This window comes from Actinomadura chibensis NBRC 106107 (assembly GCF_001552135.1).
GTDB lineage: Bacteria > Actinomycetota > Actinomycetes > Streptosporangiales > Streptosporangiaceae > Spirillospora > Spirillospora chibensis.
In genome coordinates this window covers 289,564-308,669 of sequence record NZ_BCQP01000004.1, presented here as the reverse complement: position 1 = coordinate 308,669, position 19,106 = coordinate 289,564, and the positions used below count along the sequence as shown (strand labels likewise).

General features: G+C 76.0%; 16 protein-coding genes. 6 read left to right on the top strand and 10 right to left on the bottom strand.

Features of this window, described 5'->3' with window-relative positions; genetic code table 11:
- Window positions 1–99: 99 nt before the first annotated feature.
- From cutA to ACH01S_RS03265, 5 genes are all read right to left on the bottom strand, one after another.
- A complete protein-coding gene (gene cutA / locus ACH01S_RS03285) occupies window positions 100–2,514 on the bottom strand; it encodes an aerobic carbon-monoxide dehydrogenase large subunit (RefSeq protein ID WP_067885121.1) in 2,415 nt (804 codons plus the stop codon).
- Window positions 2,515–2,517: 3 nt separating this feature from the next.
- Window positions 2,518–3,015 (bottom strand): (2Fe-2S)-binding protein, encoded by a 498-nt coding sequence (locus ACH01S_RS03280; protein WP_067885119.1) that lies wholly within the window; start codon window positions 3,013–3,015, stop codon window positions 2,518–2,520.
- On the bottom strand, window positions 3,015–3,878 hold the full coding sequence (locus tag ACH01S_RS03275) for an FAD binding domain-containing protein (protein ID WP_067885117.1): 864 nt from the start codon (window positions 3,876–3,878) through the stop codon (window positions 3,015–3,017). The genes ACH01S_RS03280 and ACH01S_RS03275 overlap by 1 nt, the downstream gene beginning before the upstream one ends.
- Window positions 3,879–3,890: 12 nt before the next feature.
- The gene (locus ACH01S_RS03270; protein WP_067885116.1) at window positions 3,891–5,348 is read right to left on the bottom strand and encodes a uracil-xanthine permease family protein; all 1,458 of its coding nucleotides are present in this window, start codon (window positions 5,346–5,348) and stop codon (window positions 3,891–3,893) included.
- A 214-nt stretch (window positions 5,349–5,562) separates the two neighbouring features.
- Window positions 5,563–7,326 carry a PucR family transcriptional regulator gene (locus ACH01S_RS03265; RefSeq protein WP_067885114.1) on the bottom strand — a complete coding sequence of 588 codons (1,764 nt, stop codon included), beginning with the start codon at window positions 7,324–7,326 and terminating at the stop codon, window positions 5,563–5,565.
- Between the two features lie 212 nt (window positions 7,327–7,538).
- Here ACH01S_RS03265 and ACH01S_RS03260 point away from each other — a divergent pair, with 212 nt between their 5' ends.
- The 5 genes from ACH01S_RS03260 to ACH01S_RS03240 all read left to right on the top strand — a co-directional run bounded on the left by ACH01S_RS03260 (window position 7,539) and on the right by ACH01S_RS03240 (window position 13,822).
- The gene (locus ACH01S_RS03260; RefSeq protein ID WP_067885112.1) at window positions 7,539–8,528 is read left to right on the top strand and encodes an oxamate carbamoyltransferase subunit AllH family protein; all 990 of its coding nucleotides are present in this window, start codon (window positions 7,539–7,541) and stop codon (window positions 8,526–8,528) included.
- Between the two features lie 49 nt (window positions 8,529–8,577).
- Complete coding sequence (locus tag ACH01S_RS03255) at window positions 8,578–10,038, top strand: AllF/FdrA family protein (RefSeq protein WP_067885110.1); 1,461 nt, start codon at window positions 8,578–8,580, stop codon at window positions 10,036–10,038.
- Entirely contained in the window at window positions 10,035–11,447 is a 1,413-nt protein-coding gene (locus ACH01S_RS03250; protein ID WP_067885108.1) for a YlbE family protein, read from the top strand. Before ACH01S_RS03255 ends, ACH01S_RS03250 begins: the two co-directional genes overlap by 4 nt.
- A 190-nt stretch (window positions 11,448–11,637) precedes the next feature.
- The gene (locus tag ACH01S_RS03245) at window positions 11,638–12,576 is read left to right on the top strand and encodes an aldose 1-epimerase family protein (protein ID WP_067885106.1); all 939 of its coding nucleotides are present in this window, start codon (window positions 11,638–11,640) and stop codon (window positions 12,574–12,576) included.
- Window positions 12,577–12,604: 28 nt separating this feature from the next.
- Window positions 12,605–13,822: a DUF6986 family protein gene (locus ACH01S_RS03240; protein ID WP_067885104.1), complete on the top strand. Its 1,218-nt coding sequence runs from the start codon at window positions 12,605–12,607 to the stop codon at window positions 13,820–13,822.
- Here ACH01S_RS03240 and ACH01S_RS03235 read toward each other — a convergent pair.
- Window positions 13,819–14,661, bottom strand: a complete 843-nt coding sequence (locus tag ACH01S_RS03235) for a nitroreductase/quinone reductase family protein (RefSeq protein WP_067885102.1) — start codon at window positions 14,659–14,661, stop codon at window positions 13,819–13,821. The genes ACH01S_RS03240 and ACH01S_RS03235 overlap by 4 nt on opposite strands.
- Window positions 14,662–14,749: 88 nt before the next feature.
- Between ACH01S_RS03235 and ACH01S_RS03230 the strand changes: the two genes are divergently transcribed.
- On the top strand, window positions 14,750–15,226 hold the full coding sequence (locus ACH01S_RS03230; RefSeq protein WP_067885100.1) for a MarR family winged helix-turn-helix transcriptional regulator: 477 nt from the start codon (window positions 14,750–14,752) through the stop codon (window positions 15,224–15,226).
- Here the strand turns inward: ACH01S_RS03230 and ACH01S_RS03225 are convergent.
- The 4 genes from ACH01S_RS03225 to ACH01S_RS03210 are packed head-to-tail and all read right to left on the bottom strand — an operon-like array spanning window position 15,198 to window position 18,969.
- On the bottom strand, window positions 15,198–15,794 hold the full coding sequence (locus ACH01S_RS03225) for a nucleotidyltransferase family protein (protein ID WP_067885098.1): 597 nt from the start codon (window positions 15,792–15,794) through the stop codon (window positions 15,198–15,200). The genes ACH01S_RS03230 and ACH01S_RS03225 overlap by 29 nt on opposite strands.
- 19 nt (window positions 15,795–15,813) lie before the next feature.
- Window positions 15,814–16,938, bottom strand: coding sequence for an XdhC family protein (locus ACH01S_RS03220; protein ID WP_067885095.1), 1,125 nt, complete (start codon window positions 16,936–16,938; stop codon window positions 15,814–15,816).
- Window positions 16,931–18,061: a vWA domain-containing protein gene (locus tag ACH01S_RS03215; RefSeq protein ID WP_067885094.1), complete on the bottom strand. Its 1,131-nt coding sequence runs from the start codon at window positions 18,059–18,061 to the stop codon at window positions 16,931–16,933. Before ACH01S_RS03215 ends, ACH01S_RS03220 begins: the two co-directional genes overlap by 8 nt.
- Before the next feature lie 5 nt (window positions 18,062–18,066).
- Complete coding sequence (locus ACH01S_RS03210) at window positions 18,067–18,969, bottom strand: AAA family ATPase (protein WP_067885092.1); 903 nt, start codon at window positions 18,967–18,969, stop codon at window positions 18,067–18,069.
- Between the last annotated feature and the right edge of the window lie 137 nt (window positions 18,970–19,106).

The following is a 19,106-nucleotide window of genomic DNA, read 5'->3' as shown; positions in this document are numbered from 1 at the left end:
GCGGACCCCCTCGGCGGCCTTGACTAGGGTCAACACGCTGGCGGGGTTGAGGTCCCCCGCAAACCCGAGCCGACCCCGCCAGCCTCTCCCAACCGGCGCTCACGTCACCCGGGCGCCCTCGCGGACGCGGAACGACGGGTCGGCGGCCGCCCGCAGCCGCAGCGTGTGGAGGTCGTCCGGGGAGATCGGCATCGCGTCCACGCGGACGCCCGCCGCGTCCTCCACCGCCGACGCGAGCACCGCCGACACCGGGATGACGCCCGCCTCCCCCGCCCCCTTGATCCCGAGCGGGTTCAGCGGCGACGGCGTCTCCAGGTGCCCCGTCTCGATCCGCGGGACCTCCGTCGCGTACGGCATGAGGAAGTCCATGAACGACGCGTTCAGGAGCTGGCCGGACTCGTCGTAGGCCATCCGCTCGTACAGCGCGCCGCCGACGCCCTGCGCGACGCCGCCGTGGATCTGCCCCTCGACGACCATCGGGTTGATGAGCCGCCCGCAGTCGTGGACGACCGCGTACCGCAGGATCGCGATCTCCGACGTGTCCGGGTCGACCTCCACGATCGCGGCGTGCGCGCCGGACGCGAACGTGCACCGGACGGGCGAGTAGTACTCGCGTCCCTCCAGGCCGGGCTCCTCCCCGGACGGGACGGGCGGCTCGGTCGCCGGGCGCCCCACCGCGAACTGCGTCGCCGCCGCGGCCTCCTCGTCGAACGCGTACCGCAGCGGGTTCGACAGCACCGCCACCGTCCGCAGCGGGACGGACGCCGACAGGTCGCCCCGCACGTGCACGACCCCGTCGGTGACGTCGAGGTCGCGCGGGTCGGCCTCCAGCGCGTCCGCCGCGATCCGCAGCGCCTTCTCCCGCACCTTCCGGCAGGCCAGCGCGATCGCGTTGCCGCTCATCACGGCGGCGCGGGACGCGAACGTCCCGACCGCGTACCCGAACCGGCGCGTGTCGCCCGTCGTGACGTGGACGTCCTCCAGCGGGACGCCGAGCTCGGCGGCGGCGATCTGCGCGAACGCCGTCTCGTGGCCCTGGCCCTGCGAGGTCAGCCCGGTCGAGACGTGCACCCGCCCGGCCGTATCGATCTCGACGTGCCCGCCCTCGTAGGGGCCGACGCCGGTGCCCTCCACGTACAGGCCGAGGCCGATGCCGAGCCGCCGCCCCCGGGCCGCGGCGGCGGCGCGCTCGGCGGCGAAGCCGTCCCAGCCGATCAGCTCGCGGGCCTTGCGGAGCAGCTCCGGGTAGTCGCCCGAGTCGTAGATCAGCGGGCGGCCGTCCTGGAAGAGGAGGCCCTGGTCGTAGGGGAACTCGTCGGGCTGGATGAGGTTCGCGGCGCGGACGTCGGCGCGGTCGAGGCCGAGGTGGCGGGCGATGCGGTCCATCGTCCGCTCCATGCAGTAGACGCCCTGGGGGCGTCCCGCGCCCCGGTACGGGGTGACGATCAGCGTGTTCGTGTAGAGGCTCGTCACCTCCGCCCGGTACGCGCCGATCTTGTACGGGCCGAGGAGCTGGGTGGACGTGACGATCGGGATGATGATCCCGTACGGGGTGTACGCGCCGTGGTCGTGCAGGATCTTCACGTCGAGGCCGAGGACGCGGCCGGCGTCGTCGAACCCGACCCGCACGTCCTGTATCTGCCCGCGCTCGTGCGCGGCGGACACGAAATGCTCGCGGCGGTCCTCGGTCCACTTCAGCTCGCGGCCGAGCAGCCGCGCCGCCCACGGGACGAGCACCTCCTCCGGCCACGGGTGGACGATCTTCACGCCGAACCCGCCGCCGACGTCCGGCGCGACCACCTCGACCTTGCCGTTCGGCAGTCCGAGCCGCGCCGCGATCGCCGCCCGCACGCTGGTCGACGTCTGCGTGGACGAGTACACGCGCAGCGACCCGTCGTCGGCGTCCCACCGCGCGTAGACGCCGCGCCCCTCCAGCGGGGTGGACGCGCTCCGCTCGATCGACAGCCGGAACTCCAGCGCGTGCGGCGCGGCGTCGATCGCGGCGGCCGCGTCCCCGGTCTCCTGGACCAGCACCGCCCCGACGTTGCCCGGCACGTCGTCGTGGACGAGGTGCTCGGCCCGCGCCGCCGCCTCGATCCCGACGACGGGCGGCAGCGGCTCGTACTCGACGCGGACGCGCTCGGCGGCGTCCTCGGCCAGGTAGCGGTCCTGGGCGACGACCATCGCGACGGGCTCGCCGACGTGCCGGACGACGTCCCGCGCCAGCGGGTGCCCGGTCCGGCCGTGCGTCAGCGCCGGGTGCGGGATGAGCAGCGGCAGCGGGTCCCCGACCCGGCCGGGCAGGTCCTCCCACGTGTAGATCGCGACGAGCCCGTCGACGTCGAGCGCGCCGGACACGTCGACGTCGGTGATCCGGGCGTGCGCGTGCGGCGACCGGACGAACGCGGCGGCGAGCGCGCCGCGGCCGAGGTCGTCGAGGAAGCGGCCCCGGCCGGTGAGGAACCGGCCGTCCTCGCGGCGCCGGACCGGCTCGCCGAACACGCGCGTCCCCATCGGTCACTCCCCTGGTTCGGCCGACTCGCTGAGCAGGTCGGCGGCGCGGTGCACCGACGCCACGATGTTCTGGTACCCGGTGCAGCGGCACAGGTTGCCGGAGATCCCTTCGAGCACCTGGTCCCGGCTCGGCCGCGGGTTCTCCCGCAGCAGCGCCGTGACCGTGCAGAGGAACCCCGGCGTGCAGAACCCGCACTGGAGGCCGTGGCACTCGCGGAACGCGCGCTGCACCGGGGACGGCGTCCCGTCCGGCGCGGCGAGCCCCTCGACGGTGGTGACCTCGTGCCCGGCGGCGGTGACGGCGAGCATCAGGCACGAGCGCACCGGGTCGCCGTCCAGCAGGACGGTGCAGCACCCGCAGACGCCGTGCTCGCAGCCGACGTGCGTGCCGGTGAGGCCGAGGTCGTGCCGGAGGAAGTCCGACAGCAGCCGCCGCGCCGGGACGCTCGCCGTGCGCGGCGCCCCGTTGACGGTCAGCTCCACCTCGAACCGCTCCTCCATCACTCCCCCGCCTTCCGCCGCGCGGCGTCCGCCGCCGCCGCGCAGGCGCGCTCGGTGAGCACGCCGGTCAGGTGGCGCCGGTAGGCGGCGCCCGCGTGGATGTCGGCCTCCGGGTCGACGCGCTCGCGGACGTGCGCGGCGGCCGCCGCCCAGTCGCCGCCCGGCCCGGCCGCCCCGGCCAGGTCCAGGACGAGCGGCGTCGCGGACACGCCCAGGTACCCGGCGCGGGCGGCGGAGACGCGCAGGTCCTCGTCGAGCGTGACGACGGCGGCGACGCCCGCGAGCGCGTAGTCGCCGTGCCGCCGCGCCGTCTCGAAGAACGCGGTGCCGGTGCGGGGCGGCAGGGCCGGGAAGAACGCGGAGACCGCCAGCTCGCCGGGGTCGAGCGAGGACTCGAGCGGCCCGGCGAACAGCTCCGCCGCCGGGATCGTCCGCCTCCCCCGGACGGACGCGGCCTCGACCGTCCCGCCGAGGACGGCCAGCACGGCGGGCAGCTCGGCGGCCGGGTCGGCGTGCGCGAGGCTCCCGACGACCGTGCCCCGGTTGCGGATCACCGGGTGCGCGACGTGCCGGAGCGCCTGCCCGAGCAGCGGCTGCGCGGCCGCCGCCTCCGCCGACCGCTCCACCCGCGCGTGCCGGGCGAGCGCGCCGACGCGGACGCCGTCGGCCCCGGCGCGCAGCGTGTCGAGCTCGGCGATCCGGTTGACGTCCACCAGGTCGGACGGCGCGGCCAGCCGCATGTTCAGCAGCGGGACGAGGCTCTGCCCGCCCGCGAGCACCTTCCCCGACGGCGCCGCGGCGAGCGCGTCGAGCGCCTCGGCCACGGTGCGCGGGGCGTGGTACCCGAACGGCGGCGGCTTCATCGCGTCCTCCCGTCAGCCCGCGCCGGCCCCGGACGCGCCCGAGGGGCGGACCGGTCCACCGATCTCCCGCTCGCCGGGCGCGATCACGCCGCCGCCCGAGCCGTCCGGCCCGCGCACCGCGTTCAGCACGTGGTACCCGAGGAGGACGGCGATGGTGCCGAGCGCGATGCCCTGCAGCGGGAAGTCGTCGGTGATCTTCAGGGTGACGTCCCCGATCGCGAGGACGATCCCGGCCGCGACCGGGACGAGGTTGACGGGGTCGGCGAAGTCGACCCGGTTCTCGATCCAGATCTTCGCGCCGAGCAGCCCGATCATCCCGTACAGGACGACGGTGATCCCGCCGAGCACCCCGCCCGGCGTCGCCGCGACGAGCGCGCCGAACTTCGGGCACAGCCCGAACAGGATCGCGACGCCGGCGGCGACCAGGTAGGCGGCCGTCGAGTAGATCCGGGTGGCGGCCATGACGCCGATGTTCTCGGCGTAGGTGGTGGTGGGCGAGCCGCCGACGGCGGCGGCGAGCGCGGTGCCGACGCCGTCCGCGGCGACGGCGCGGCCGAGGACCGGGTCGAGGTCCGCGCCGGTCATCGCGGCGACCGCCTTCACGTGCCCGGTGTTCTCCGCGATGAGCGCGATCACCGGGGGCAGCGCCAGCAGGATCGCCGAGGTCTTGAAGTCGGGCGCGTGCAGGCCCGGGAACCCGAACCAGTCGGCGGCCTTCACGCCCGCGACGCTGACGCGGTCGTGCGGGAACGCCGTCGCGACGCAGTACGGGCCCTCGGCGTGGCAGGCCTTGCCGGACGCGTCCAGGAGGTTCTGCCCCGGCAGCACGGAAGTGACCTTGCCCGCCGTGTTGTCGAGAAGCCACGAGAGCAGGTAGCCGAAGACGAGGGCGAGCAGCACCGCGATCCGGGCCCAGAAGCCGCGCAGCAGCACCGTGCAGAACACCGCGAACCCGAGCGTCGCGAGCGCGACCCACTGGTCCTGCGGCCAGTACACGTTCGCGACGACCGGCGCCAGGTTGAAGCCGATCAGCATCACGACCGCGCCGGTCACGACCGGCGGGAACACCCGGTGGACGACCTCCCCGCCCGCGAAGTGGATCAGCACGCCGACGAGCGCGAGCACCGCGCCCGCGACGAGGATCGCGCCGGTCACGGTGGCGCTGTCGCCGCCCGCCGCGCGGATCGCCGCGACCGCGCCGACGAACGACGCGCTGGTGCCGAGGTAGCTCGGCACCCGGCCGCCGACGATCAGCAGGAACAGCAGCGTCGCGACCCCGGACATCATGATCGCCAGGTTCGGGTCGAGGCCCATCACGACCGGGAACACGAAGGTCGCGCCGAACATCGCCACCACGTGCTGCGCGCCGATGCCCGCGGTGCGCGGCCACGACAGCCGCTCGTCCGGTCCGACCACCTCGCCCGGCGGCGGGGTGCGCCCGTCGCCGTGCAGCCTCCAGCCGATCATCATCGGGCCTCCCGCCCAGCCGCCCTGCTCACCCGGCCCGCCCCACCCGGCGCGGGCCTGCGGGCAAGGTAGATCTACCCAGGTGGACGGGCATCGGCGACTGTTGCCAAAGCCCGCCTCCAGGATTGGGAGGACCGGCCCGTGTGAGACGCGGGAGGCGCGCCCGGCGCGCCCCCCTGGGAGCGCCGTGACGGTGACACTACCCTCGGTGCCACGCTCAGATACCGCGCATGCGCAGCACGTGAAGGGCGAGGGTGAGGTTGAGCCGGAGATGCGCGTCCTCGGTGAACGCGCCGAGCATCCGTTCCAGCTTCCCGATGCGGTAGCGGAGCGTGTTGTAGTGGAAGTGGAGCCTGCGGGCCGTCTCGGCGACGTTGAGGTTGGTCTCCAGCAGCACCTGGAGGGTGCGGCGCAGGTCGACCAGCTCCGGCTCGTCGTCGGCGGCGAGGTCGCCGAGCGTCTCCCGGACGAAGGCGTGCAGCTCCTCCGGGTCGGACACGAGGCTCAGCAGCCGGTACACGCCGAGCTGGTCGAAGTGCGCCCGCGCGCCGGTGCCGTTGAGCTGCCGCCCGACCCGCACGGCCTTCACGGCCTGCTCGTACGCCTCGGGCAGCGCGGCCGGGGACGTCACCGTCCGGCTGACGCCGGTGGAGAACGTCCGCCGCACCGGCAGGTGCTCGGCGAAGATCGACGACGCCTCCTTCAGCATCGCCTGCACCGGCCCCGCGGTCAGCTCGGCGGGGTCGTCGCCCTCCGCGCCGACCACCGCGACGACCTCGTGCGCGAAGCTCGCGACGGCCGCGCCCCGGTCGTGCCGGCGGACGGCCGTCGTCCAGGCGGCGGCGAGCCGCTCCTGCGCGGAGCGCTCCTCGGCGCCGCGCCCGCCGCGCGCCGCGTCCGGGTCGGGCGGCTTCGCGCGGTTCTTGGCGTCCGGCTCGGCGGCGGGGCCGCCGCCGCGCGGGCGGCCGTCCAGCTCGGCGACGATCACCATGACGGGACGGTCGAGGTCCCAGCCGAACCCGTCGCAGTGCGCGACGACCCGGTCGTCGTCGCCCGCCCGCCCGGCGAGGATGTCGCGCAGGAAGTCGGCGCGGTACTTGCTCTCTACGGCGGCGACGGCCTGCTGCTTCGTCACCACGAGCGCGGCGACGGTCGCGGCCCGCTCCAGGATGCCGAGGTCGGTGCCGCGCAGCGTGCCGCCGGGGCTGAAGGCGATGATCCGGCCGTGGTCGAAGCCGCCCGCCATCACGGGGACGACCAGGTGGTCGCCGGTGCCGTGCGCGCCGATGATGCCGCAGCCGCCCCGGCCGCACGCGGCGTGCCGTCCGGCGTCGAACGCGCGCATCGCCTGGACGTGCTCGTCCGGGCCCGCGCCCGCGAGGACGCGCTGCTCGCCGTCCAGGACGACGACGGCGACGTCGAGGAGGGTCGCGACCTCGTCCACGACCTCCTGGAGCCCGCCGCCGCACAGGACGATCTGCACGAGCGCGCGGTGCACCTCCTCGGTGCGGGCGAGCACGGACGCCTGCCGGTTCAGGATGTCGGTCAGGACCTGGTTCAGGATGTCGTCGAAGCCGACGTCGTTCGGGAGCAGGATCAGGGGGAAGCCGCGGCGGTCGGCCTGCGCGATCATCTCGGCGGGGAGCGAGTCGAGGTAGCGGCCGAGCTTGATGGCGAGGGCCGCGAGCCCGCGCTCGTCCAGGTCGGCGACCAGGTTGTCGAGCGACTGGGGCGTGTTGCGGAGGGGGTAGCCGGTGGTCAGGAGCAGTTCGTTCGGCTTCACCCACGACAGGATGTCGGGGACCTCCATCACGTTGAGCCGCTGGACGACGCGCTCCAGCCCGGCCCGGCCGGCGATGAGGCGGGCGCCGTTCAGGGTGCTGACGCCGAGGACCTCCCCGACCGAGAGGCCGTAGGTCAGTGTTCCGGTGCTTGCGAGCCTGAGGGCCGGTGGGCCCGGGTCCGCGGTGGTGTAACTCATGCCAGGGGTCACCTCGCCTTTTGGTGCGTACATCGCCCGTTTTGGCGTGATCGCTACCGGTTCCTGATCAACACTGACAACAAAGACGAACGATGACAACCATCCTTGGCAGCTTTCCCCATACGTCCGGTGCGGAGCCCGTTCTACGGTCTCCGCAGAGGCCGGGCCGCCCGTGCGCCGGACGGCAGCCGACACCGGTCTCGGGAGGATCCGTGACTGCCGTCGTCCGCGACCCGATCCCGCTTCCGGTCCGTCCGGGGGCGCGCGGGGGGACGTCCCCGCACCAGAGTCCGGCCAGGTCGGGCGGCGGGCGGCCGCCCGCGGCCGGGGCCGCGAGCCTCGCGCTGCGTCCGCTGCTCGACCCGCCGCGCCGGGCCGGGCGGGTCATCGCCGTGTTCCCCTCCGCGCTGTACGTGGAGATGCGGGGCGGGCCCGAGCCGCGCGTGCTCGCCGTCGTCGCGTCGGACGCGCACCGGCTGCCGAACTCGGTGGTGGTCGTCGCGACGCGCCGCGAGCAGCCGTTCCGGTCGGTCCGGGAGGGCGCCGAGGCGTGGGTGGGCGACGGGCGGGTGGAGGCCGGTCCGCTGCAGGTCCGGGTCCGCCGCTGGTGGGACCCGGCGCCGGCGCTCGGGGTGCTGCAGCCCGCCGCGCTCGGGCACGGCGTCCGGACGCTGGAGGCCGCGTTCGCCGACGCGGGCATGACGGGCGGCGGCCTGTCCGGCCACCCCGACCCGGACGTCCTCGCCGCGTGCTGCGCCGCGGGCGACCTCGCGGGCGCGGTGGAGGCGGCGGAGCGGATCGTCGGCCTCGGCCCCGGCCTCACGCCGAGCGGCGACGACATCCTGTGCGGCCTGCTCGTGTCGCTGCGCCTGGTCGGCGGCGCCGTCAGACATTGCAGAACGGGCGTATGGCTGGCCGACTGGCTCGGCGCGGCCGTCACCGCGGACGCGGGCACCCGCACGACCGCGCTCGCCGCGACGCTGCTGCACTGCGCGGCGGCGGGCGGCGCGGGCGCGGAGGTCGCGGCCGTGCTGCGCTGCGTCGCCGGGCACGAGCCGCCGGGGGCGGCCGTCCGGCGGCTGCTCGCGGTCGGGCACACCTCCGGCGCCGACCTGGCGCACGGCGTCCTCGCGGGCTGCCGCGCCGCCCTCGCCCTCGTCTCCCCTGCGGTGGTGCAGAACGCCCCCAGGGTGACCGCATGAGCGGAGCGGACCGGAGGGCGCGGGGCGTCGCCCCCCGCCGGAGGGCGGCATGAGCGACGACTGGGTCGAGGTGCGGCGGGGGAGCTACCACGACTCGGTGACGCTGATGCGGGTGAGCCGGGCGCTGTCCGAGCGGCCGGATGTGGCCGCCGCGATGGTCGCGATGGGCACCGGGCTCAACCGGGAGATGTTCGCGCGGATGGGCTTCGACGTCCCGGACGGCGCGGGCCCCGACGACCTGGTGGTGGCCGTCCGGGTCCGGGACGGGGACCTGGACGGGGCGCTGGACGGGGTGCGCGAGGCGCTCGACGGCCTGCTGAGCGAGACGTCCGCCGCCCCCGCCGCCCCCGGCACGGCGGCGCCGCCCCGGACGACCGGCTCGGCGGCGCGGCGCGCGGACGCGACCGTCGCGCTCGTGTCGGTGCCGGGCCCGCACGTGTTCCCCGAGGCCATGGACGCGCTCGACGCGGGCCTCAACGTGATGGTCTTCAGCGACAACGTGCCGCTCGCCCAGGAGATCGCGCTGAAGGAGGCGGCGGCGCGGCGCGGCCTGATCGTGATGGGCCCGGACTGCGGGACGGCGGTGATCGGCGGCGCGGGCCTCGGCTTCGCGAACGCGGTGCGCCCCGGCCCGGTCGGGGTCGTCGCCGCGTCCGGGACGGGCGCGCAGCAGCTCATGTGCCTGCTCGACGCGGCCGGCGTGGGCGTGAGCCACGTCCTCGGCGTCGGCGGCCGGGACCTGTCGCCGGAGGTGAGCGGGCGGTCCGCGCTGTCCGCGCTCGCGGCCCTGGACGCCGACCCCGGCACCGAGCTGATCGTCCTCGTGTCCAAGCCGCCCGCGCCGCAGGTCGCGGACCTGATCCGGGAGGCGGCGCGGCGGCTCGACACGCCGGTGTCGTTCGCGCTGCCCGTCCCCGGCGAGGACGACCTGACCCGCGCGGCGGAGAAGGTGCTGAAGGCGCTCGGCCGGACGGTCCCGGAGTGGCCGCGCTGGCTCCCGCCCCGGCGCCCGGGGCCCGCGCGGGGATCGTCGCTGCGCGGTCTGTTCGTCGGCGGGACGCTCCGCGACGAGGCGGAGGCGATCGCCCGGGACGCCCTCGGCTGGGACCTCGCGGCCCGCGGCCACCGGTTCACCGACTTCGGCGACGACGCCTACACCCGCGGCCGCGCCCACCCGATGATCGACCCGTCGCTGCGGCTCACGGCGCTGCGGGAGGAGGCGGCCGACCCCGGATGCGCCGTCCTGCTGCTGGACGTGGTGCTCGGCCACGGTGCCGAGCCCGACCCGGCCGCCGCGCTCGCCCCGGCGGTCGCGGCGGCGGTCGCGGACCGTCCCGGGCCGGCCGTCGTCGTGTCGCTGTGCGGGACGCCCGCCGACCCGCAGGGCCGCGACCGGCAGGCGGCGGCGCTGTGCGAGGCGGGCGCGGACGTGTTCGCCTCCAACGCCCAGGCGACCCGGCACGCCCTCGCCCTGCTCGACGGCGCGCCGGTGGAGGGGAGGGCCGGATGACCGACCAGCGGCACAGGCTCGGCGGCCTGCTCTCCCGCGACCCCGCCGTGGTGACCGCCGGGGTGGGGGTGCTCGCGGACGCCCTCGCCGAGCAGGCCGTCCCGGTGGAGCGGGTCGACTGGCGGCCGCCGCCCGCCGGGACGGAGGCCGCGCTCGCCGCCGTGCTCGGCGACCCCCGGCACGCGGACGCCAACGCCCGCGCGGTGAAGCGGATGGTGACCGCCCGCCCGCACCTCGTGGACGTCCGCCCGGCGCGGGACGTCCTCGGCCTCGACACCGGCACGTTCCTGCACGCGGGCCCGCCGTTGGAGTGGGAGCGGGCGTCCGGCCCGATGCGCGGCGCGCTGATCGGCGCGATGCTGCTCGAAGGGATCGCCGAGACGCCGCGCGGCGCGGAGCGCGAGCTCGGGCGCGGCGCGGCCGTGCTGGAGCCGTGCCACCGGCACGCGGCGGTGGGTCCGATGGCGGGGGTCGTCAGCCCGTCCATGTGGATGCTGGTGGTCGAGGACGCCGAGCACGGCGGCACCGCCTACTGCTCGCTGAACGAGGGCCTGGGCAAGGTCCTGCGGTACGGGGCGTTCGGCCCGGAGGTGATCGAGCGGCTGACCTGGATGGGCGAGGTGCTCGGCCCGGCGCTGCGGGCGGCGGTCCGGCGGCGCGGCCCGCTCGACCTGATGGCGGTCGCCGCGCAGGCCCTCCAGATGGGCGACGAGCTGCACAACCGGAACCGCGCGGCGACGTCGCTGCTGCTGCGCGAGCTGGCGCCCGCGCTGCTCGCCGCCGAGGACGTGCCGCGCGCACGCGCCGCCGAGGCGCTGAAGTTCGCGGCGGGCAACGACCACTTCTTCCTGAACGCGGGCATGGCGGCGGCGAAGGCGTGCGCGGACGCGGCCCGGAACGTGCCGGGCTCCAGCCTGGTCGTGGCGATGGCGCGGAACGGGACCGACTTCGGCGTCCAGGTGTCCGGGACGGGCGACCGCTGGTTCACCGGCCCGGCGGGCGTCCCGGACGGCCTCTACCTCGGCGGCTACGGCCCGGCCGACGCCAACCCCGACATCGGCGACTCGGCGATCACCGAGACGGCCGGGATGGGCGGGTTCGCGCTGGCCGCCGCGCCCGCGATCGTCCGGTTCGTCGGCGGCGAGGTGCCGGACGCGCTCGCCGCCACCCAGCGGATGTACGAGATCACCCTCGCCGAGCACCCGGTGCTGCAGATCCCGCTGCTGTCGTTCCGCGGCACCCCGGTGGGCGTGGACGTGACGCGCGTCGTCCGCACCGGGATCCTGCCCGTCATCGACACCGGCATCGCGGGACGCGAGCCCGGCACGGGCCAGGTCGGCGCCGGTCTCGTCGAGCCCCCGGCGAACGTGTTCACCGCCGCGCTGCACGCGCTCGCGGAGACCGCGTAACCGCGTTTGCGCTGGGTAGCGCCCCCATCATGAGCGGAGCGAACCGGGGGGTGTGGGGGGTCGCCCCCCCACGGGAGCAGGGCATGAGCGGAGCGAACCGGGGGGTGTGGGGGGTCGCCCCCCCACGGGAGCAGGGCATGAGCGGAGCGAACCGGGGGGTGTGGGGGGTCGCCCCCCACGGGGGCAGGGCATGAGCGGAGCGATCACCGGGGAGCAGTACGCGCTGAGCGCGGGGCCCTACCAGGCCGTCGTCACCGAGGCGGGCGCGGCCCTGCGGGAACTGACCCACGAGGGGCGGCCGGTGGTCCTGCCGCACGGCGCGGACGAGCCCGCCCCGGCCGCGTACGGGCAGCTCCTGATCCCGTGGCCGAACCGGGTGGACCGGGGCCGGTACGAGTTCGCGGGCGCGGCGCACCAGCTCGACGTGTCCGAGCCGGAGCGGGACTGCGCGCTGCACGGGCTCGTCCGCTGGGCGCCGTGGCGGGCGGCCGAGCACGACCCGGACCGGGTGCGGCTGGCGTACCGACTGCTCGGGTCGGCCGGGTACCCGTTCCGGCTGGACCTGGAGGCGGAGTACACCCTGGACGCGGCGGACGGCCTGACCGTCCGGGTCACCGCCCGCAACACCGGCCCGGTGACGGCGCCGTACGGGCACGGCGCGCACCCCTACCTCACGGTCGGCGAGCCGATCGACGGCTGCGCGGTGACGCTCCTCGCCGACCGCTACCTCCCGGTGGACGACCGGAAGATCCCGTCCGGGCCGTCCGAGGACGTGACCGGCACCCTGTACGACCTGCGCACCGGCCCGCTGCTCGACGGCCGCCGGATCGACAACGCCTACGCCGAGCTGAACCGGGACGGCGAGGGCCGGGCATGGGTGGTCCTGTCCGGCGCCGGGCGGACGGCCCGGCTCTGGGTCGACGAGGCGCACCCCTGGATCGAGATCTACACCGGCGACGACGCCCCCGACCCGCGCTGTGGCCTCGGCGTCGAGCCGATGACGTGCCCGCCGAACGCGTTCGCGACCGGCGAGGGCGTGCGGAGCCTGCGGCCGGGCGACGAGTTCACCGGAGCCTTCGGGATCCAGGGCGCCGAGGACGGGCGGAGGGGCGGGGAACAGGTTCCCTAGCAGGCACGGCGTGGGGGATCATATCCGGGTGAACTTCAGCGTCTCCTCGTTCGACGACCTGTCCGCGCGCATCGCCGCCGTCCGCGACGAGCACGGCGAGCGCTTCCCCGGCGGCGCCGAGGGCCGGCAGCCGGTGCACACGGTGTACGTCCCGGCCGACCGGTTCTCCCGGTCGACGCCCGCCGACTTCGGCGCGGAGGCGCTGCGGCTGCTGAACACGCACACGCCGGGCGCGGGGTCGTTCGGCGCGGCGTTCGGGCTGGACCCGGAGATCGCCGGGCCGGTCCGCGAGCGGGTCGCGGCGAAGCTCTCCTCCGAGCCGGTCGAGGACGTGCGGATCGACTTCGAGGACGGCTACGGCGTCCGCCCCGACGCCGAGGAGGACGGCCACATCGCGCAGGTCGTCGAGGCCGTCGCCGCCGCGTACCAGGTGAAGGGCCTCCCCCACTACTGGGGCGTGCGGGTCAAGTCGTTCGCCGACGGCGGCCACGAGCGCGCGATGCGGACGCTCGACGGCTTCCTCACCGCGCTGCGCGACCGGCTCGGGCGGCTGCCCGGCGGGTTCACCATCACGTTCCCGAAGGTGGTCGCGGCCGAGCACGTCGCGCTGTTCGCCGAGTACCTCGACCGGCTGGAGACCGCGCTCGGGCTGCCGTCCGGGATCCTGCGGTTCGAGGTGCAGGTCGAGACGCCCGAGGCGCTGTTCGACGGCGACGGCCGCGTCGCGCTGCGCGCCGTCGCCGAGGCCGCCGCGGGCCGCCTCACCGCCGCCCACTTCGGCGTGTTCGACTACACGGCCGCGCTCGGGCTGCCGCCGCACGAGCAGCGGCTCGACCACCCGGCCTGCGACTTCGCCCGGCACGTCATGCAGGTGTCGTTCGCGGGCACCGGCGTCCGGCTGTCGGACGGCTCCACCAACGTCATCCCGCGCAACGACGGCCCCGACGAGGTCAACGCGACGTGGGCGACGCACGCCGCGCACGTCAGGCACTCGCTGCGGCACGGCTTCTACCAGGGCTGGGACCTGCACCCCGCGCACCTGCCGAGCCGGTACGCCGCCGTGTACGCCTTCCACCTGTCCGGGGTGGACGACGTGATCGGACGGGTCCGGGCGTGGCACGAGCAGGCGGCGGGCGGCGTGGGCGGCGTCCTGGACGAGCCCGCCACCATCCGGGCGCTGACGGCCCGGCTGCGCCGCGCGGTCGACTGCGGCGCGCTGGACGAGAGCGTCCTGCCCGCGTCCTAGCCGTCCCCCTGCCCGTTCGCGGGGCCGTCGCCCGGCCGGTGGCTCGGCCGCCAGCGCGGGCCGACGGCGTTGAGGAGGGCGCGGAGCTGCTCCTCCTCGTAGGCGAAGTGCGCGTCCAGCTCGGCGGCCATCCGGTCGAGCTCCACCCCGGCGTGGGCGAGGTCGGCCGAGGCCGGGTCGTCGAGGAGCTTCTCCAGCCCGCGCCGGTTCGCGGTGACGACGGCGTGCTCGCGCCGCAGCCTGCCGAGGACGGGGGCGAGGCCGGGGAACTCGCGCTCCAGCCGGGGGAACGCGCGCCCCTCCTCGTTGTCGTGGTGCGCCCCGAGGACGTCGCACACCGAGACGCAGTGCTCCCTCAACTGGGCGGCGAGGCCGGGGGCGTCGCCGCGCCGGAAGTCCCGGACGCCGGCGCGCAGGGCGGCGAGGTCCGCGCGCAGGCCGTCGTGGATCTTCACCAGCTCCTCCCCGAGGGCCCAGGCGCGCCCGTCGAGGAACCCGCGGTGGATCTCCACGACCGGGATGACGCGGTCGGTCATCCGCTGGTACTCGGAGTACGCGGGGTGGCGGGCGGCCTGGCGGGCGAACAGCTCGTCCCGCTCGGCCCCCTCGACCGGGAACGCGACGCCGTCGAAGGTCTCGCCGCCCGCCTCCACGACCACGCGCGGGTCGGCGCGCACGTTCTGGTACCAGTCGGGGTTCCGCGGGCTCCCCGCGTTGGACGCGAAGACCGCCAGGCGGTCCCCGTCCGCGAGGTACGCGAGCTCCGTGCGGTGCCGCCGTCCGCTCCTGCGGCCCGTGCTGACGAGGACGAGCAGGTCCGACTCACCGGGTCCGGCCATGCGGGGTCTCCTATCCTGGACGCGATCGGATCACTTTGCTTTACAAGCAAAGCCTTTAAGAAAACAAAGCTATTTTGGACGCGGAGCCATGTCAACCGAGGAGAGCGCCGGACCGGACGTCGACGACGGCGTCCGCACGATGCTGCTGCTGATGCCGCGCCTGGTGTCGGCCGCCAAGCGGATCAAGGTCCCGGCGGAGCTGTCGTCCTTCGACCTCGCGCCGCGCCACCTGTCGCTGCTCGCCTACCTGCTGTTCGACGGCCCGATGACCGTGAACGCGCTGGCCGGGCGGCTGGAGGTGGCGCCCGCGACGGTGTCGCTGATGGTCGGCGACCTCAGCCGCCAGGGCATCCTGGAGCGCCGCGAGGACCCGGCCGACCGGCGCCGCACCATCGTCAGCGTCGCCGCCGAGCACCTGCCCGCGATCAACGGGTGGCTCGGTCAGGGCGCCGGAGCCTGGCGGACCGCGCTGGAGCCGCTGACCCCGGCGCAGCGGAGGATGTTCGTCGACACGCTGCTCACCTACGAGCGCGCCGTCACCGCCGCCCGTTCGGGCGGCGGGTGAACGCGGCGAGGTCCTCGGGCGTGTCGATGTCGTCGGGCGCGGCGACGTCGTCGCACGGGACGGCCGTGACCAGCTCCGGGTGGGCGCGCAGGAACCCGCGCGCCCCGACGTCCCCGACCGCCGCCTCCGCCACGGCGGCGAAGTGCTCGGCCCCCAGCACGACGGGGTTGCGCGGCGCTCCCCCGTAGGACGCCACCGCGATCGACGCGCCCGCCTCGCGCGCGGCGAGCAGCCGCCGCACCGCCTCGGCGGTGACGCGGGGCTGGTCGACCAGCGCGATCGCGACGGCGGGGCAGCCGGGCGGCAGCGCGGCGAGCCCGGCGCGCAGCGAGGAGCCCATGCCGTCCCGCCAGTCCGCGTTCGGGACGACGACCGCCCCGATCACCTCGATCGGCTCCGCCCCGGTCACCACGAGGACCGGGGAGCAGCCCGCGTCCCGCAGCATCCGGACGCCGCGGTCGACGAGCCGCTCGCCGTCCAGTTCGAGCGCGGCCTTCGGCCGTCCGAGCCGACTGCCCTCGCCCGCGGCGAGCAGCAGGCCCGCCGGGGAATCCACGCGCACCGTCATCCCCGCGAGGGTAGTCCCCTCAGGGAGCGTCGGCGTGGATGCGGCCGCTGGTGTCGGTGAGCGGCCGTCCCGAGCCGCCCCAGCGGAGCTGGACGAGCTCCGCCGCGATCGACACGGCGGTCTCCTCCGGCGTCCGGGCGCCGAGGTCCAGCCCGATCGGCGAGCGCAGCCGGGACAGCTCCGCCTCGGTCAGCCCCGCCTCGCGGAGCCGGGCGAGCCGGTCGTCGTGGGTGCGCCGCGACCCCATCGCGCCGACGTACCCGGCGCCCGTCCGCAGCGCCACCTCCAGCAGCGGGACGTCGAACTTCGGGTCGTGGGTGAGGACGCAGATCGCCGTCCGCCCGTCGACGCCGCCGCCCGCCTCCTCCAGGAACTTGTGCGGCCACTTGACCACGACCTCGTCGGCGTCCGGGAACCGCTTCGGCGTCGCGAACACCGGGCGCGCGTCGCACACCGTCACGTGGTAGCCGAGGAACTTGCCGATCCGGGCGACGGCGGCGGCGAAGTCGATCGCGCCGAACACGAGCAGCCGGGGCGGCGGCGCGAAGGAGTGGACGAAGACGGCCAGCTCGTCCAGCCGCCGCTCCCCCTCCCGGCCGTAGTGCCGCTGGCCGGTGAGGCCCTGGGCGAGCATGCCGCGCGCGTCGTCGTCGACGGCGGCGTCCAGGCGGGCGGCGTGCGGCTCGCCGGGGGCGAGCGACCCGGACGCGCGGTCGGCCCACACCACCCGGCGGGCGCCGACCGCGCCCGGCCCGGCGACGACGGTCGCGACGGCGACCGGCTCGCGCGCCTCGATCGCGGCGGCGACCTCGGCGAACTCCGGGAACGTCGCGGGGCCGACCGGCTCGACCAGCACGTCCAGGATGCCGCCGCAGGTCAGCCCGACGGCGAACGCGTCGTCGTCGCTCACCCCGTACCGCTGGACGACGGGCCGCCCGCTCGCCAGCACCTCCTGCGCCAGGTCGTAGACGGCGCCCTCCACGCAGCCGCCGGACACGCTGCCCGCGACCTCGCCGCCCGCCGACACCGCCATCGCCGCGCCGGGCGGGCGCGGCGCGCTGCGGAAGGTGTTCACGACGGTCGCGAGCCCGAACGTCTCCCCCGCCGCGTACCAGGCGGCGATGTCGTCCAGCACGTCACGCATCTGCGCTCCTCCCCTTCCCGGCGTCCCGGCCTCCGGCGACGAGGCGGGCCAGCTCCTCCAGCGCGGCGAGGCTGTGCCCGGACGTGAAGTCGTCCACGTGCGGCAGCGCCGCCGCCATCCCCGCCGTGAGCGGCTCGTACCCGGGCCGCGCCTTGTGCGGGTTCGCCCACACCACCCGGTGCGCGAGCCGCCGCAGCCGGGCCGTCTGCTCGCCGAGCAGGGCCGCGTCGCCGCGCTCCCAGCCGTCCGAGGCGATCACGACGACCGCGCCGCGGGCGAGGCCGCGCTGCCCGAACCGGTCGAGGAACTCCTTCAGCTCCTCGCCGAGCCGGGTGCCGCCGCTCCAGTCCGGGACGGCCGCCGACGCCGCCGCCATCGCCGCGTCCGGGTCGCGGTGCCGCAGCTCGCGGGTCAGCCGGGTCAGCCGCGTGCCGACGCTGAACACCTCGACGCCGCGCCCGCCGGAGCGGGCGGCGGCGTGCGCGAACCGCAGCAGCGCGTCGGCGTAGGGGCTCATCGACCCGCTGACGTCGACGATCAGGACGACGCGGCGCGGGCGCGTGCGGTGCGCGCGCCGGCGCAGCAGGGACGTCTCGCCGCCGCGCCGCAGCGTCTCCCGGACGGTCCGCGCCGGGTCGAGCCGTCCGGTGGACGCGGGCGCGAACCGGCGGGACCTGCGGCGCTCGGCGCCCGCGTCCAGCACCGCGATCAGCCGCGCGACCTCGGCGCGCTCGGCCGCCGTCAGCCGCGCGACGTCGCGGTCGCGGAGCACCTCGACCGTGCTGGCCGTGGCCGCCCTGACCTCGCCGTCGCCGTCCTCGCCGCCCTCCGCGCCGGGGTCGGGCAGCGCCATGCGCCGGACGACGACGGGCGGCGGGCGGCGTCCCGGCCGGACGGTCGCGCCGGAGAAGTACGCGGCGAAGCAGCGGTCGTAGCGGGCGAGGTCGTCGGGGTCGGCGCACAGGGTCAGCCGCCCGGCCCAGTACACGTCGTTCGGGTCGAGGACGTCGAGGTGGTCGAGCGCGGCCAGCATCGCCTGCACCCGCTCCGGATCGGCGGCGCCGCCCGCGGCGCGGACCGTCCGGGCGAACCCGACCATCGTCTCGGTGACGTCCCGCCGCATCCGGCTCACCCGCCGTTGAGCAGCGCGTCGAGGCCGCCGCCGAGCACGCGCTGCTGGTCCTCGCGGTACTTGAGCACGGCGCCGAGCGTCACGGCGGCGGACGCCGGGTCCAGCTCGCGGACGCCGAGCGCGACGAGCGCCTCCGTCCAGTCGAGGGTCTCGGCGACGCCGGGCGGCTTCAGCAGGCCGCCTTCGCGCATCCGCTGCGCGGCGCGGGCGACCTGCCCGGCGAGCCGCTCGGCCGCGCCGGGCAGCCGCCGCCTGATGATCGCGACCTCGCGGTCGAACGACGGGTGCTCCAGCCAGTGGTAGAGGCAGCGCCGCTTCAGCGCGTCGTGGACCTCGCGGGTCCGGTTGGAGGTGACCACGACGACCGGCGGGCGCTCCGCCCGGATCGTCCCCAGTTCCGGGACGGTGATCGTGAAGTCGCTCAGCACTTCGAGCAGGAACGCCTCGAACTCGTCGTCGGCGCGGTCGAGCTCGTCGACGAGCAGGACGCTCGGCGACGTCTCCAGCGCCTGGAGCAGCGGGCGGGCCAGCAGGAACCGCCGGTCGTACAGCTCGCCCTCCAGCCGCGCCACGTCGGCGACGCCCGCGGCCTCGGCGGCGCGCAGGTGCAGGAGCTGGCGGGGGAAGTCCCAGTCGTAGAGGGCCTGCGAGGCGTCGAGCCCCTCGTAGCACTGGAGCCGGATCAGCGGCGCGCCGAGTCCGCGCGCGAGCGTTTTGGCCAGCTCGGTCTTGCCGACCCCGGCCTCGCCCTCCAGGAACAGCGGACGCCCCATGCGCAGGGCGAGGAAGCACGCCGTGGCGAGCCCGTCGTCGCACAGGTAGGCGTGCCTGTCGAGCAGGCCCGCGAGCGCCGCGGGCGATCCGGCCGGGTCCGCGGCCGGTGGCGCCGTCTCCCCCACGGCTCTCAGGCTACTCAGCCCGGCTTGGCACGGAAACGCCGCCGGGCCTTGCGTTTTCGCGGCCGGTTCCCGCCTCGCGCAAAAGCATGGCAAAGAAGTAGGGAAAGTTGACTTTACCCGTCGCGACGCAGAGCATT

Bases quoted from the DNA above. Each gene is read 5' to 3' on its own strand.
- ACH01S_RS03270 (WP_067885116.1), bottom strand. From the start codon at position 5,348: ATGATGATCGGCTGGAGGCTGCACGGCGACGGGCGCACCCCGCCGCCG.
- ACH01S_RS03230 (WP_067885100.1), top strand. From the start codon at position 14,750: ATGTCAACCGAGGAGAGCGCCGGACCGGACGTCGACGACGGCGTCCGC.
- ACH01S_RS03245 (WP_067885106.1), top strand. From the start codon at position 11,638: ATGAGCGGAGCGATCACCGGGGAGCAGTACGCGCTGAGCGCGGGGCCC.
- cutA (WP_067885121.1), bottom strand. From the start codon at position 2,514: ATGGGGACGCGCGTGTTCGGCGAGCCGGTCCGGCGCCGCGAGGACGGC.
- ACH01S_RS03215 (WP_067885094.1), bottom strand. From the start codon at position 18,061: ATGCGGCGGGACGTCACCGAGACGATGGTCGGGTTCGCCCGGACGGTC.
- ACH01S_RS03235 (WP_067885102.1), bottom strand. From the start codon at position 14,661: ATGGCCGGACCCGGTGAGTCGGACCTGCTCGTCCTCGTCAGCACGGGC.
- ACH01S_RS03275 (WP_067885117.1), bottom strand. From the start codon at position 3,878: ATGAAGCCGCCGCCGTTCGGGTACCACGCCCCGCGCACCGTGGCCGAG.
- ACH01S_RS03220 (WP_067885095.1), bottom strand. From the start codon at position 16,938: ATGCGTGACGTGCTGGACGACATCGCCGCCTGGTACGCGGCGGGGGAG.
- ACH01S_RS03265 (WP_067885114.1), bottom strand. From the start codon at position 7,326: ATGAGTTACACCACCGCGGACCCGGGCCCACCGGCCCTCAGGCTCGCA.
- ACH01S_RS03255 (WP_067885110.1), top strand. From the start codon at position 8,578: ATGAGCGACGACTGGGTCGAGGTGCGGCGGGGGAGCTACCACGACTCG.
- ACH01S_RS03280 (WP_067885119.1), bottom strand. From the start codon at position 3,015: ATGGAGGAGCGGTTCGAGGTGGAGCTGACCGTCAACGGGGCGCCGCGC.
- ACH01S_RS03250 (WP_067885108.1), top strand. From the start codon at position 10,035: ATGACCGACCAGCGGCACAGGCTCGGCGGCCTGCTCTCCCGCGACCCC.
- ACH01S_RS03225 (WP_067885098.1), bottom strand. From the start codon at position 15,794: ATGACGGTGCGCGTGGATTCCCCGGCGGGCCTGCTGCTCGCCGCGGGC.